The sequence below is a fragment of the Morganella sp. EGD-HP17 genome (assembly GCF_000512315.2).
In the GTDB taxonomy this organism is placed as follows: domain Bacteria; phylum Pseudomonadota; class Gammaproteobacteria; order Enterobacterales; family Enterobacteriaceae; genus Morganella; species Morganella morganii.
The window spans coordinates 396,322-410,956 of the sequence record NZ_AZRH01000001.1; the positions used below are offsets into that span (position 1 = coordinate 396,322).

The 14,635-nt window shown below is 52.5% G+C and carries 10 protein-coding genes; 5 read left to right on the top strand and 5 right to left on the bottom strand.

The window, feature by feature from the left end:
• Positions 1-312 precede the first annotated feature (312 nt).
• The 5 genes from sgrR to leuA form a co-directional block, all read right to left on the bottom strand.
• Positions 313-1,977, bottom strand: a complete 1,665-nt coding sequence (sgrR, locus tag X965_RS01770; RefSeq protein WP_036416778.1) for an HTH-type transcriptional regulator SgrR — start codon at positions 1,975-1,977, stop codon at positions 313-315.
• A 265-nt stretch (positions 1,978-2,242) separates the two neighbouring features.
• Positions 2,243-2,845 (bottom strand): 3-isopropylmalate dehydratase small subunit, encoded by a 603-nt coding sequence (gene leuD / locus X965_RS01775; RefSeq protein ID WP_004238441.1) that lies wholly within the window; start codon positions 2,843-2,845, stop codon positions 2,243-2,245.
• A gap of 11 nt (positions 2,846-2,856) precedes the next feature.
• Positions 2,857-4,269, bottom strand: a complete 1,413-nt coding sequence (gene leuC / locus X965_RS01780; RefSeq protein ID WP_036416780.1) for a 3-isopropylmalate dehydratase large subunit — start codon at positions 4,267-4,269, stop codon at positions 2,857-2,859.
• 1 nt (position 4,270) lies between these two features.
• The gene (gene leuB, locus X965_RS01785) at positions 4,271-5,362 is read right to left on the bottom strand and encodes a 3-isopropylmalate dehydrogenase (protein ID WP_004238443.1); all 1,092 of its coding nucleotides are present in this window, start codon (positions 5,360-5,362) and stop codon (positions 4,271-4,273) included.
• A 2-nt stretch (positions 5,363-5,364) separates the two neighbouring features.
• Positions 5,365-6,966: a 2-isopropylmalate synthase gene (leuA, locus tag X965_RS01790; protein WP_032098316.1), complete on the bottom strand. Its 1,602-nt coding sequence runs from the start codon at positions 6,964-6,966 to the stop codon at positions 5,365-5,367.
• Positions 6,967-7,827: 861 nt separating this feature from the next.
• Here leuA and leuO point away from each other — a divergent pair.
• The 5 genes from leuO (at position 7,828) to cra (ending at position 14,387) form a co-directional block, all read left to right on the top strand.
• A complete protein-coding gene (leuO, locus tag X965_RS01795; protein ID WP_004238446.1) occupies positions 7,828-8,775 on the top strand; it encodes a transcriptional regulator LeuO in 948 nt (315 codons plus the stop codon).
• 212 nt (positions 8,776-8,987) lie between these two features.
• Positions 8,988-10,796, top strand: coding sequence for a long-chain fatty acid--CoA ligase (locus X965_RS01800; protein WP_004242048.1), 1,809 nt, complete (start codon positions 8,988-8,990; stop codon positions 10,794-10,796).
• A 286-nt stretch (positions 10,797-11,082) separates the two neighbouring features.
• Positions 11,083-12,804, top strand: coding sequence for an acetolactate synthase 3 large subunit (ilvI, locus tag X965_RS01810; protein WP_015422920.1), 1,722 nt, complete (start codon positions 11,083-11,085; stop codon positions 12,802-12,804).
• A gap of 2 nt (positions 12,805-12,806) precedes the next feature.
• On the top strand, positions 12,807-13,298 hold the full coding sequence (gene ilvN / locus X965_RS01815) for an acetolactate synthase small subunit (RefSeq protein ID WP_004238450.1): 492 nt from the start codon (positions 12,807-12,809) through the stop codon (positions 13,296-13,298).
• An 84-nt stretch (positions 13,299-13,382) separates the two neighbouring features.
• On the top strand, positions 13,383-14,387 hold the full coding sequence (cra, locus tag X965_RS01820; RefSeq protein ID WP_004242044.1) for a catabolite repressor/activator: 1,005 nt from the start codon (positions 13,383-13,385) through the stop codon (positions 14,385-14,387).
• The last annotated feature ends 248 nt before the right edge of the window (positions 14,388-14,635 follow it).

A 14,635-nucleotide genomic window follows, 5' to 3' on the forward strand; every position in this document is an offset into this window, starting at 1 on the left:
TTCGCGTTTCAGCAGGGGTTTTGCTCACGGATAAGTCACAATCTGTGGATAACACCGGGTGTGGTTATTTTTTGTGCTGTGTAAGTCTGTGAAAAAAAATGCCGGTGTTTTTTTCAGATGATTCTCTGTTTTTATTTCCGTACTGATATGATTTAACAGGGTTTATTTAAAGATTGTGATTTTATCAACAGGGGGCAGTTAAAAACTATACCCCCATTACCCTTGCGTTTTTCACAACTATATCCACAGAAAACGTGAATAAAAGCCGGTTTTTTATCAGAGGGTGTTTATAACTTTGCCTTTTTCTGTGAATTAACTTTCCGGGGGGATAAACCAGGCGGATTTAAAATCAAACCAGCCGAAGGTATTCATTTTGACGCCCCGCATACTGCGCTGCCCCTGTAATTCAAGCCAGTGATGGAACAGCGGGAACAGCATCTGCCTGTCAATGATCTGCTCACACCATGCCGCCAGAGACAGGGAACGCTGCCGCCATTGCTTCAGCGGCGCACGCAGGTCATCGCCCAGACAGCGGCGCAGCAGCGGCAGCTCGTACAGGGTGGCGAAAACCGAAAAATCCAGCGGCTTATAAAAGTTGGCGGTCGCCAGCCAGAAATCACTGTCACAATCGCCGTTAAACCAGGTGTCGTAATCAGTGATATTAATCGTCAGTTTTACACCCTGTTCTGCCAGTAACTGCTGCAATAATTTGCCGATAGCATGGTATTCGTGATGATCCTGATAATAGGTCAGTGTCAGTTCTGTCAGGTCAGCCGGTTTTTCACAGGGCGGGATAAGTTTGCTGTGATGCCAGCGCAGCAGCAGCCCGTAAGCGGGCCACCAGTGGCGCTGATACAGGGGTTCGCAGTGATACAGCAGATTGACCGGGGTCATCAGGCTGTTGAGCCAGCGGCGGATATCTTCCCGCTCTCCTTTTGCCGAACGCGTGTCGTGCAGCAGGAAATAGCAGCCTTCCTCCATCCGGCTGTCGAGAGAATCCCGCTCCGGCCCGTCCGCACCGATATGCAGGGTGGTACAGACCATTTTTTCTTCCAGCTCCGGCACCACCAGCACAGAAACTTCATCCAGCAGGGCGCGGAAGCCGTAATAATGGTCAAAGGCACGGATTGTCAGTTTACGGTCATTGTTACAGATCACCTGATACGGGCCGGTGCCGACAGGGCGGCGGGCGAAATCCGGCAGTTCCTGCCACTCATGGGGCAGAATGGCGGCGTGCGGGCTGCCGGTCAGTACCGGGAACCAGCTGTCGGCCTCATTCAGTGTGATATCGATAATGTAAGGCATATCGGAACGGACAGTGCGGATATGGCTGAACAGCGGGTGTGTGTCACGCAGGCGCTCAAAAGAGGAAATGATATCCACCATCTGCAACTCACGGCCGTGATGGAAAAATATCGCCGGGCGCAGCCAGAAACGCCACTGTTTGTCGCCGGTCTGCTGCCAGTGATGCGCCAGCGCCGGGACAGCTTCCCCGTTTTCCTCATTTATTGCCGTCAGTCCGTTAAAAATCTGGCTCAGCAGATGGACTTCCGAGCGGCGCAGCGGCGAGCCGGGCAGTAAATTATAAAAAGGTCGGTAATAGACAATGCGCAGCAGACTTTTTCCCTGCCGGAAGCTGCGCTCCAGCTGGGATAACACCATCTGGCGCATCGCGTCCTTATCATTGACCATCGCCACCAGTTTTTCGATATTGTCCTGTTCGATCAGCTGTTCGGCACGGGCGTGCTGGAGGTCCCGTCCGCTTTGCAGAAAACAGAGACGTGAGCGCTTACCCCGTCCGGTTTCTGCCTGCCAGCTGAGCCAGCCCGCTGTCTGCATACTGCTGAGCAGAGAGCGGACATGACGGCGGGAACAATGCAGGATATCGGCGATCTCCTGAAGCGTGGTATCGGTCTCCTGTCCCTGATGATGCTGCCACAGGCGGATAAACTGGTGCTGGAGGCGTGGTGTGCTCATAAAAGAGGAACTCCGGTCGGTTTTCTGTCCATTTTTATTTCCATATATTACGTCCATACTCAATGTCATTAAAGCAGCTCATGACGTCAGTGTGATACCTGACTCACTCCCGATTCTTGAGTAATGGTGACTTTTACCGCCAGCCGAAAGGCTGGTTTTTTTCTGTCCGGTGATCCGGAAAAAGAGGCGGGGAAAACGGGGAAAAAAGCTGCCATCACAAAAGGGGGTGATGGCAGGGGTTCAATGGTGGAAATGGATCCGGTTATCAGTTCATAAATGCAGGCAGTTTTTCCTCAAAACGGGAAATCATGTCGTCATGCTGTAAGGTGAGGCCGATACTGTCGAGGCCGTTCATCATGCAGTGACGACGGAAGGTATCAACACTGAACGGATATTCCAGCTCACCGGCGATCACTTTCTGGTTCTCCAGATCAACAATAATCTGTGCACCTTCTGTTTTTTGTACCCAGTCAAAGAGCGCATCAATCGCGTCTTCGGGTAATTTCACCGGCAATAATTGGTTGTTGAATGAGTTACCGTAAAAAATATCCGCAAAGCTTGGCGCAATCACCACTCTGAAGCCGTAATCTGTTAAGGCCCACGGCGCGTGCTCACGGGAGGAGCCGCAGCCGAAGTTTTCACGGGCCAGCAGAATGGATGCGCCCTGATAACGCGGGGCATTGAGGATAAAATCCGGGTTCGGCACCTGTCCGTCATCATCGAGAAAACGCCAGTCATTGAATAAATGCTGTCCGAAGCCGGTGCGGGTCACTTTCTGCAAAAACTGTTTCGGGATAATGGCATCGGTATCCACGTTGGCGGCATCCAGCGGTGCGGCAATGCCCTGATGTACAATAAATTTTTCCATGGTTTTCTCCCTCAGCGCATCTCAATGGTACGGATATCGGCGAAACTGCCGGTGACAGCGGCTGCGGCGGCCATGGCCGGGCTGACCAGATGCGTGCGTCCGCCGCGCCCCTGGCGGCCTTCAAAGTTGCGGTTGCTGGTGGAAGCACAGCGCTCCCCCGGTGCCAGACGGTCATTGTTCATCGCCAGACACATCGAGCAGCCCGGTAAACGCCATTCAAACCCGGCATCGGTGAAGATTTTATCCAGACCTTCCGCTTCCGCCTGGGATTTCACCGGCCCGGAGCCCGGAACCACTATCGCCTGCACACCCGGCGCGACTTTGCGCCCTTTGGCGACGGCAGCAGCCGCGCGTAAATCCTCAATCCGTGAGTTGGTGCAGGAGCCGATAAACACCTTGTCGATTTTCACATCGGTTAATTTTTTGCCCGGCGTTAAATCCATATACGCCAGCGCTTTTTCTGCCGAGGCTCTTTCCACCGGGTCGGTAAAGCTCTCCGGTGCGGGAATGGCCCGGCTGATATCAATCACCTGACCGGGATTGGTGCCCCAGGTGACCTGCGGGGCGATATCAGCGGCATTGATAATAATTTCCGCGTCATATTTTGCATCCGGATCACTTTTCAGTGTCTGCCAGTAAGCCACAGCTGCATCCCAGTCCGCGCCCTGCGGGGAGAACTGACGGCCTTTCAGATAATCAAAGGTGGTCTGATCCGGCGCAATCATTCCGCCTTTGGCGCCCATTTCGATTGCCATATTACAGACGGTCATCCGGCCTTCCATGGAGAGTGCCTCAATGGCATCCCCGCAGAATTCCGCGATGTAACCGGTGCCGCCCGCGCTGCCGGTGTGACCGATAATCGCCAGTACAATATCCTTGGCGGTGATACCGGGAGCCACTTTGCCGCGCACTTCAATTTTCAGGGTTTTGGCCCGCGCCTGTTTCAGTGTCTGGGTGGCTAACACATGTTCCACCTCGGAGGTGCCGATACCAAAAGCCAGCGAGCCGAATGCGCCGTGGGTGGCGGTGTGGGAGTCACCACAGACAATGGTCATGCCAGGCAGGGTGATGCCCTGTTCCGGCCCCATCACATGCACAATACCCTGAAACGGATGGTTCAGATCATAGAGACGGACACCAAAGGCCTCACAGTTTTTGATCAGCTCCTGCATCTGGTTACGGGCCATTTCACCACAGGCATTGATATCTTTGGTCTGCGTGGAAACGTTGTGATCCATGGTGGCGAAGGTTTTTTCCGGGCGGCGCACCGGGCGGTTTTTTGCCCGTAATCCGTCAAACGCCTGCGGAGAGGTCACCTCATGCACCAGGTGGCGGTCGATATACAGGATCGGTGTTTCGTTTGCTTCTTCACGAACCACATGGGCATCATATAATTTCTGATATAAAGTTTTTCCTGTGCTCATCTTAAGCCCCTTCTGTAATCAAACGCGCGATAATGTCGCCCATTTCGTCTGTGGTCACACTCTTGCCGTTTCCGGCCACATCCCGGGTGCGGTATCCGGCATTCAGTGCCTGATTGACCGCATTTTCGATGCTGTCCGCCGCTGCATCCTGCCCGCAGCTGAAGCGCAGCATCATGGCAGCGGATAAAATCTGGGCCACCGGGTTGGCAATATTCTGCCCGGCGATATCCGGCGCAGAGCCGCCTGCCGGTTCATACAGACCGAATTTTTTCTCATTCAGGCTGGCGGACGGCAGCATGCCCATGGAGCCGGTGATCATGGCGCACTCGTCGGAGATAATGTCGCCGAACAGGTTGGAGCAGAGGATCACATCAAACTGCGACGGATCTTTGACCATCTGCATGGCGGCGTTATCGATATACATGTGTGACAGCGCGACATCCGGATACTCTTTGGCGATTTCTGTTACCACTTCGCGCCATAATACGGAACTTTGCAGTACGTTGGCCTTATCAATCGATGTTACCTGGCCACGGCGTTTTTGGGCGGAGGCAAAGGCGATACGGGCAATACGCTCGATTTCAAAGCGGTGATACACCTCGGTATCATAAGCACGCTCATATTTACCTTCGCCTTCACGGCCTTTAGGCTGCCCGAAATAGATCCCGCCGGTCAGTTCGCGGACACACAGGATATCGAATCCGCGTGCGGCGATATCACTGCGCAGCGGGCAGAACGCTTCCAGCGCAGGATAGAGCCGTGCCGGGCGCAGGTTACTGAATAATTTGAAATGTGCCCGCAGCGGGAGCAGAGCGCCGCGCTCCGGCTGGGAGTCCGGCGGCAGTTTTTCCCATTTCGGGCCGCCGACAGAGCCGAACAGTACCGCATCGGCCTGTTCGCAGCCTTTCAGTGTGGCCGGCGGCAGCGGGTGGCCATGGTTGTCGATGGCAATGCCGCCGACATCATATTCACTGGTGGTGATGGTCAGGTTAAAGCGGGTGCGCACCGCATCCAGCACTTTAATCGCCTGCGCCATAATTTCAGGGCCGATTCCGTCGCCCGGTAAAACTGCAATATGAAATTGTTCCGACATAATTACACCGCTTCCTTTGTCTCTGTATTGTTGTTATGAGTATCGTTGTGCATGTTGTTATCTGACTGTATACGCCGTTTTTCTTCTTTTACCTGTCCGGCGCGCCAGATGCTGTTGATGGCGTGGATCATGGCCTGGGCGGAGGATTCAACAATATCGGTCGCCAGCCCCATACCGTGGAATTTACGGCCTTCATACTCCACCACGATATTCACCTGACCCAGTGCATCCGTTCCCTGACCTTTGGCAGTCAGCTGATAGGCGGCGAGGGTCAGCGGGTAACCCGCGATACGGCGGATGGCTTCATAAGCCGCATCCACCGGGCCGTTCCCCTGGGCGGATTCCGAGATAATGTCATCCCCGGCCTGCATTCTGACCATCGCGGAGGCTTTGACACCGGTACCTGACTGGGTGTTGAGGAACGCCAGCGAGAAATGTTCCGGCTCCTGGTGCTGCTGCTTCATAAACACCAGCGCTTCCAGGTCGTAATCGAAAACCTGACCTTTCTTGTCCGCCAGTTGCAGGAAGTCGGCGTATAATTCATCCAGGTTATAGTCACCTTCCTGATAACCCATTTCCGCCATCCGGTGTTTCACCGCCGCGCGGCCGGAACGGGAGGTCAGGTTGATTAAGTTATCTTTCAGGCCGATGCTGTCCGGCGTCATGATTTCGTAGGTTTCGCGGTTTTTAATCACGCCGTCCTGGTGAATACCGGAGGAGTGGGAGAAGGCATTGCTGCCGACCACGGCCTTGTTCGGCGGTACCGGGGTGTTGCATAACTGGCTGACCAGCTGGCTGGTGCGGTAAATCTCTTTGTGATTGATCCCGGTGCGCACGCCCAGCATTTTTTCCCGCACTTTAATCGCCATAATCACTTCTTCCAGCGCACAGTTCCCGGCGCGTTCGCCTAACCCGTTGATCGTACCTTCAATCTGGCGGGCTCCGGCCTGTACGGCGGTGATGGAGTTGGCAACGGACATGCCCAAATCATCATGGCAGTGGACAGAAATGATGGTTTTGTCGATATTCGGCACGCGGTTGAACAATTCACTGATAATGCCGCCGAACTGGTACGGTGTGGTGTAACCGACGGTGTCCGGAATATTGACCGTGGTGGCTCCTGCGTTAATCGCGGCTTCCACAATACGGCATAAATCATCGATATCGGTGCGCCCGGCATCTTCGCAGGAAAACTCAACGTCATCGGTAAAGCGGCGGGCATGTTTAATCGAGCCGACCGCCATATCGATGATGTCAGCAAAGGTCTTGCGCAGTTTGGTTTTGACGTGAATACCGGAGGTGGCGAGCACCATATGCAACCGGAAGGCTTCCGCGACTTTCAGGGATTCCGCTGCGGCATCAATATCGCCGATCACACAGCGGGATAATGCCGCGATACGGCTGTTTTTGATTTCGCGGGCGATAGTCTGCACTGACTGAAAATCACCGGGAGAGGAGACAGGGAAACCGGCCTCAATAATATCAACCCCCATGCGTTCGAGCTGGAAAGCAATCTGTAACTTCTCTTTGACACTGAGACTGGCCTGTAATGCCTGCTCCCCGTCACGCAGTGTGGTATCAAAAATGATGACGTTATCGCTCATGTTGTGATCCTCTCGGTTATTTCTTGTTCTGTTTTCCGGTTTGCAGGTATAAAAAAACCCGCGACATTGCGCGGGTTTTTCAGGTCTCAGGGAGAAAGTTATGAGGAACTTCCGGCCACGAACCCGCCACGCGCAGTTAAGGCGATAATTAGCAGGCTGTTTAGGCGGAAAGTGAAAGACATAGTAATAACCTTCTCAGTAAATTCAGTGGCACGGAGCACAGGGCTTATCCGTGGCGATGTATTATTGATACTGAATATAAAATGCCCTGTCAACTCACGAGGTTCGCCGGAGATTCCGGTCAAAGGATAAAAAAAGCACAAAAAGCAGATAAACTGACTAATTTATAAAAATTAATCAGCGTTTTCATCTATAATCCAGCTAAATAATTGGGCTAATATTTTTGCAGATTTTTTTACGGAGAATCAGAATCAGTTGAGTAGGCGGGTAACAGGGGGGCCGGCGGTCAGGCAGCCACCGGTAACCGGTGAGATATTCATTGAACAGTTTATTCTTTCCGTTATGTCAGTAAAAAAAATCGGATTTTTTATGCTGACAGAAGACAATTTTATTATGAATAAACACAATCTTTGTTTTATTATCTCACTGCATGGAAACTAAATGAATAAAGCGGTATTGATTTATTACTGGCATGAATAATTTACTGGCTTTAAATATTTAAATAGTATGCATTGTGATGATGATGCGCACCCGCGTATTCAGAACCATACAAGGAAGAGACTCAATTATTAATTGGATAATCAATTGAGATAATAGATTTCAATTTTGTATTGATCTGCCGTTTCATCATGGCGGCAGGTGGCTTATTGAAGTCATTATAATCATTTATTGGAGTTTAAGATGACTGAATACACCTCAGTGGCAGATGTAAAAAAAGAATCCGGTGAAACACAGCTGCGTAATGTGGATCTTAATCTGCTGACTGTTTTTGATGCGGTTATGCAGATGCAGAATGTGACCCGGGCTGCTGAACTTTTAGGTATGTCGCAACCGGCTGTCAGCAATGCGGTGTCAAGACTTAAAGTTATGTTTAATGATGAATTATTTGTCCGTTTCGGACGGGGAATTCAGCCGACAGCGCGCGCCAAACAGCTGTTCGGGCCGGTCAGGCAGGCATTGCAGCTGGTGCATAATGAGCTGCCGGGTGCCGGTTTTGAACCGGGCAGCAGCGAGCGGACATTTAATCTGGCCATCTCCAGTCCGCTGGATATCCGCCTGACAGACAAAATAATCGAACAGGTTAAACTTCACAGTGAAAATATCGATGTTAATATTCAGTCTTATATGAATTCACATATCGAGAATAACCTGAAATACCAGGAAACCGATTTTGCTGTCAGTTATAATCGTTTCGATAAACCGGATTACAGTCATCACTTATTATTTAATGACCAGTTATCACTGGTCGCCGCCCGCAATCACCCGCGTATACAATATACGGTAACAGAGAAACAAATATTTACCGAGCAGCATGCCGTGGTGTCGCTGGATTTAATTGATTCATTCAGTTCACCGTATTATGAAAATAATGAATTACTCCGGGCTATTGTTTATCAGGGAACCAATTTAGTCAGTGTACTGAATATTGTCTCTAAAACAGAGCTGGTGGCGATTGCACCGAAATGGCTGATTCAGCTCTATTCTCATGTGCTGCCGATTCAGGAAGTGCAGCTGCCGTGGGATAAAGTCAGCCGTCCGGCGTTTCTGATCTGGCACGAGGCGTGTACCCGCGATAAAGGGCATCAGTGGATGAAGGCACTGCTGACGCAGTTCACACATCATATGTAATCGATCATTTAATTTATTTCACGCCCCGTCAGGCAAATGTACCTGCCGGGGCTTTTTTGTGATCCCGTCATTGCAAAGATAACTAAATTTGCTTTTGTTCCCGGAGACAACAGGCTACACTTGCGGAAAAATTTAAGCTTACAACTGTAAGCTGAAAAATTATTACATAACGTGAAACCGTACAGTCTGACGGCTCAGTAAAGGAAACGCGTGTGACAACAACAAATTTGCATCACTATCATTTAGTGACGCGGCTGCAACAGCAAAAACAGCGCCGGGGTGACAAAATCGCACTGCGACAGTGGTGTGAACAAGGTCAGCATATCGATTTTACCTGGCAGCAGGCCGGGACGTTCAGTGAAAATCTGGCGGAAGCCCTGCTGGCAGAAGGGGTTGAAGTGCAGGAGAATGTCGCCGTTTTCTCGCACAACAGCGCTCTGTGGACATTAACCGACCTGGCGATTCTTCAGTGCCGTGCCATTGTGGTGCCGCTCTATGCCACCAGCAGTGATGACCAGGCGGCCTATATTCTTAATGATGCGCAGGTGCGCATCCTGTTTGTGGATGGTCAGAAGCAGGCGGAAATCGCGCTGTCACTGCTTTCTCTCTGCCCGTCGCTGCAGAAAATCATCATAATGAACCCGGAAAACACGGCAATCCCGTCGCATCCGGCGGTCTGCACACTGCGTCAGTTTATGAACGGCCACGACGGCAGTTACGCCGCAGAGCTGCGCCAGCGCATCGCTGATTGTTCCCTTGACGATCTTTTCACCCTGATTTACACCTCCGGGACCACCGGCGAGCCGAAAGGCGTGATGCTGGATTACCGCAACATGGCCGCCCAGCTTTATCTGCATGATGAGCGGCTGACACTGACCGAAGATGATGTCTCACTCTGCTTCCTGCCGCTGACGCATGTTTTTGAGCGCGCCTGGAGTTTCTATGTGATGCACACCGGCGCACTGAATGTCTATCTCAGTGATACCAATCTGGTGCGCAAAGCGATGGTATCGGTGAAACCGACCGTGATGTGTGCGGTGCCGCGTTTCTATGAAAAAGTATTCAGCGGTATTTACGAAAAAGTGGCACAGGCGCCGTGGTATAAACGGGCGTTATTCCACTGGGCGGTACGGACCGGTAAAAAGACCCTTGATGCACAGCAGCGCGGTGAAAAACAGTCGTGGCTGGCTGCGCGGTGTGATCAGTTCGCACAGAAAAAAGTGCTCGGCAAACTGCGTGATGTGCTCGGCGGTAATGTCCGTTTCTTACCGGCGGCGGGTGCGCGGCTGGATGATGAAATTATCCGCTTTTTCCTCGCCATCGGCATTAACATCAAATACGGCTACGGCATGACAGAAACCTGTGCCACGGTATCCTGCTGGGAAAACAGCGGTTATCAGCTCGGCTCTATCGGTGTGCCGCTGCCGGATGTGGAAGTGCGTATCGGTGAGGAAAATGAGATTCAGGTACGCGGGCCGGTGGTGATGCGCGGCTATTACAATAAGCCGGAAGAGACCCGTCAGGCCTTTACGGCTGATGGCTGGCTGCGGACCGGTGACGCCGGTGCGCTGGATGAGCAGGGCAATCTGTTTATCACCGAACGCCTGAAAGATCTGATGAAAACCTCGAACGGCAAATATATTGCGCCGCAGATGCTGGAAGGCACGCTGGGTCAGGATCGCTTTATCGAACATATCGCGGTGGTGGCGGATGCACGTAAGTTTGTCTCCGCACTGATTGTGCCGTGCTTTGATACTCTGGAAGAGCACGCCCGGGCACTGAATCTGAAATACCATGACCGGATGGAACTGCTGAAAAACAGCCAGATTGTGGCGCTGTTTGAAAGCCGTCTGAAAGAGTTGCAGAAAAATATCGCAGCCTTTCATCAGGTTAAGCGTTTTACACTGCTGCCGCAGAATTTCTCCATGGAGCTCGGCGAACTGACACCGACCCTGAAACTGCGCCGTAAAGTGATAGCCCAGCGCTATCAACGCGAAATTGAGTCCATGTACACGGACTGATTGCTGTCCCTGACGGCACTGCCTGTTTCCTGTGCAGTGCCGTTTTTATATCCCGCCGGTTTTTCCCCCGCTCTCAGTGAACTCTGCTTTGTGATTTGCCGCCGCAGGTATGATCGTCTGCGGATCCTGTCATTTCCTTTATTCCTGTGGTTTTCCGCTTTTTGCGTCCCGAAAAACGCATTTGCCAGCACTGTCATTTTATCGTTATGTTAATCCTCAGATAACTAAAAACAGACAAACACATCACTTGCAGTTACAACCCGCAATCACGGGCAGGAGAGCATTTATGGAGAGGTTGACAGGGGCAGAAATGATCGTGCGCTCCTTAATTGATGAGGGCGTGTCACACGTATTCGGCTATCCGGGCGGTGCTGTTCTGGATATTTATGATGCACTGCATACGGTGGGCGGTGTCGGGCACATTCTGGTGCGTCACGAGCAGGCCGCCGTGCATATGGCGGACGGCTATGCCCGCGCGACCGGTAAAACCGGCGTGGTGCTGGTCACTTCCGGTCCGGGTGCGACTAACGCCATTACCGGTATCGCCACCGCGTATATGGATTCGGTGCCGCTGGTGGTGCTGTCCGGCCAGGTGGCGAGCGCGCTGATCGGCAACGATGCCTTCCAGGAAGTGGATATGGTGGGCATTTCCCGCCCGGTCGTGAAACACAGTTACCTGGTCCATGATGTCGCGGATATTCCGGCCACCATCAAAAAAGCATTCTATCTGGCACAGAGCGGCCGTCCGGGACCTGTGGTCATCGATTTTCCGAAAGATATTGTCCAGCAGCAGCATGAGTACAGCTACCCGTCACGGGTCAGCCTGCGCTCCTATAACCCGACCGGAGCCGGTCATAAAGGGCAGATCAAACGCGCGCTTATCACACTGATGCAGGCGAAACGCCCGGTAATGTATATCGGCGGCGGTGCTGTCAGTGCCGGATGCAGTCCGGAGATTTTCACCCTTGCGGATAAACTGCGTCTGCCGGTGGCGCTCTCCCTGATGGGGCTGGGCGCGTTTCCGGGCACTCATCCGCAGTGTGTCGGCATGCTGGGTATGCACGGGACATATGAAGCAAACAATACCATGCATCACAGTGATGTGATTTTTGCCGTCGGTGTCCGTTTCGATGACCGGACCACCAATAACCTGGCGAAGTACTGCCCGCAGGCAACCATCATTCATATCGATGTCGATCCGGCGTCTATCTCCAAAACCGTGGCAGCGGATATTCCGATCGTCGGTGATGCGAAACTGTGTCTCGCGCAGATGCTGTTACAGCTTGAATCTCTGACCGATGAACAGGATCCGGATGCACTGTGCGACTGGTGGCGGCGCATTGATCAGTGGAAAGCGAAACAGTGTCTGGCCATTGATGAGAGCGGGGAGAAAATCAAGCCGCAGACAGTGATCCGCACCCTGTGGGAACTGACGGAAGGGAAGGCGTATGTCACCTCCGATGTCGGTCAGCATCAGATGTTTGCCGCACTCTATTATCCGTTTGATGAACCGCGCCGCTGGATCAATTCCGGCGGGCTGGGCACGATGGGCTTCGGGTTACCGGCGGCACTGGGTGTCCGGCTGGCGAAACCGGATGATATGGTGGTGTGTGTCACCGGGGACGGTAGTATCCAGATGAATATTCAGGAACTTTCCACGGCATTACAGTTCGGGCTGCCGGTACTGGTGCTTAATCTTAACAACCGCTTTCTCGGTATGGTGAAGCAGTGGCAGGATATGGTTTATCACGGCCGTCACTCACACTCCTATATGGAATCGCTGCCTGATTTTGTCCGCCTGGCAGAGGCTTACGGGCATGTCGGTATCAGTATCAGTGATAAAGCCACGCTGCGTGAACAGCTTGCGGAGGCACTGCGCATTGTCCGCGAAGAGAAACGACTGGTGTTCGCCGATGTGATGGTGGATGAGAAAGAGCATGTTTATCCGATGCAGATCCGCAATGGCGGAATGGATGAAATGTGGTTAAGCAAAACGGAGAGGACCTGATCATGCGCCGGATTCTGTCAATTTTATTAGAAAACGAAACAGGGGCGCTGTCCCGTGTGGCAGGGCTTTTTTCCCAGCGCGGGTATAATATCGAAAGTATCACCGCCGCCCCGACCGATGACCCGTCACTGTTCCGTCTGACCATCCAGACCAAAGGCGATGCGCGGGTGCTGGAGCAGATTGAAAAGCAGCTCAATAAGCTGGTGGATGTGTTCCGTGTCACAGAACTGACCTCTGCCACTCACATTGAGCGCGAGGTGATGCTGGTAAAATTACAGGCCAGCGGCTACGGGCGGGATGAGGTCAAACGCAGTACGGATATCTTCCGCGGACAGATTGTCGATGTGACCGCGACGCTTTATACCGTGCAACTGACCGGCACCAGTGAAAAGCTGGATGCCTTCCTGGATGCGGTGCGCGGCTTCGCGGAAATTGTGGAAATTGCCCGCTCCGGCATCGTCGGGATGTCGCGCGGCGATAAAATAATGCGGTGAAATATTCGCGGTGAAAGGGTAAACTGATTACTCTTCTTATTTGGCCCGTTGTTCGGGCCGTTTCCTGATTTGTAAGGGGTTAACGTGAAACTGGATGAAATCGCCCGCCTTGCCGGTGTGTCGCGCACGACGGCCAGTTATGTCATCAACGGAAAAGCAAAACAATATCGTGTGAGTGACAAAACTGTCGAAAAAGTGATGGCGGTGGTTCGTGAACATAATTACCATCCGAATGCGGTGGCTGCCGGTCTGCGTGCAGGCCGTACCCGCTCTATCGGACTGGTGATCCCGGATTTGGAGAACACCAGCTACACCCGCATCGCAAATTATCTGGAGCGCCAGGCGCGCAGCCGTGGTTATCAGTTGCTGATTGCCTGCTCTGAAGACCAGCCTGACAACGAAATCCGTTGTGTGGAACACCTGTTACAGCGTCAGGTGGATGCGATTATCGTTTCCACCGCACTGCCGCCGGAGCATCCGTTCTATCAGCGCTGGGCAAACCGCTCCCTGCCGATTGTCGCGCTTGACCGCGCACTGGAAAATGAGCACTTTATCAGTGTGGTCGGGGATGACTTTGAGGACGCCAAAATGCTGGCATCCGAATTGCGTCAGTTCCCGGCAGAATCGGTGGTATATCTCGGCGCGTTGCCGGAACTTTCCGTCAGTTTCCTGCGTGAACAGGGATTCCGCGAAGCCTGGGAAGGGGATGCACGTAACGTGAATTTCCTCTATGCCGACAGCTATGAGCGTGATGCCGCCGCCAAAGCGTTTGATACCTGGCTGGAAAGCAATCCGATGCCGGATGCGCTGTTTACCACCTCATTTGCCCTGTTACAGGGGGTGATGGATGCCACGCTGGCCCGCAGCGGCCGTCTGCCGGGGCAACTGGTGATCGCGACCTTCGGTGATCATGAACTGCTTGATTTCCTTGAGTGTCCGGTACTGTCCGTGGCGCAGCGTCACCGCGATATTGCGGAGCGTGTGCTGGAGCTGGTACTGGCCAGTCTGGATGAAAAACAGAAACCGGCTGCGGGTATCACCCGGATCCGTCGTGATCTGTGCCGTCGCGGAAGTCTGAGCCGCCGGTAATATTCAGGCAGTAAAATCATTATTTTTACCGATACCTGTACGGAAACGTATAGGTATTTTTGTTTGGTTTGTCCGGAAACAGATGAAAAACCCTTTTTGAGAGGAATCCTAAGAATTTTTTTCAATTCTGCTGATTGACAGAAATTGACAATTTTCACACTACACCTTTCATTCCCCGGAAATTCACTTACTCCAATTAAGGGTATATGCCGCAGAATATCATTAGCCCGGTTTTGTGACAGTTATGC

Excerpts from the sequence above, each read along its gene's own strand:
- leuB (WP_004238443.1), bottom strand. The coding sequence starts at position 5,362 with ATGTCGGAACAATTTCATATTGCAGTTTTACCGGGCGACGGAATCGGC.
- leuA (WP_032098316.1), bottom strand. The coding sequence starts at position 6,966 with ATGAGCGATAACGTCATCATTTTTGATACCACACTGCGTGACGGGGAG.
- leuO (WP_004238446.1), top strand. The coding sequence starts at position 7,828 with ATGACTGAATACACCTCAGTGGCAGATGTAAAAAAAGAATCCGGTGAA.
- sgrR (WP_036416778.1), bottom strand. The coding sequence starts at position 1,977 with ATGAGCACACCACGCCTCCAGCACCAGTTTATCCGCCTGTGGCAGCAT.
- leuD (WP_004238441.1), bottom strand. The coding sequence starts at position 2,845 with ATGGAAAAATTTATTGTACATCAGGGCATTGCCGCACCGCTGGATGCC.
- ilvI (WP_015422920.1), top strand. The coding sequence starts at position 11,083 with ATGGAGAGGTTGACAGGGGCAGAAATGATCGTGCGCTCCTTAATTGAT.
- ilvN (WP_004238450.1), top strand. The coding sequence starts at position 12,807 with ATGCGCCGGATTCTGTCAATTTTATTAGAAAACGAAACAGGGGCGCTG.
- leuC (WP_036416780.1), bottom strand. The coding sequence starts at position 4,269 with ATGAGCACAGGAAAAACTTTATATCAGAAATTATATGATGCCCATGTG.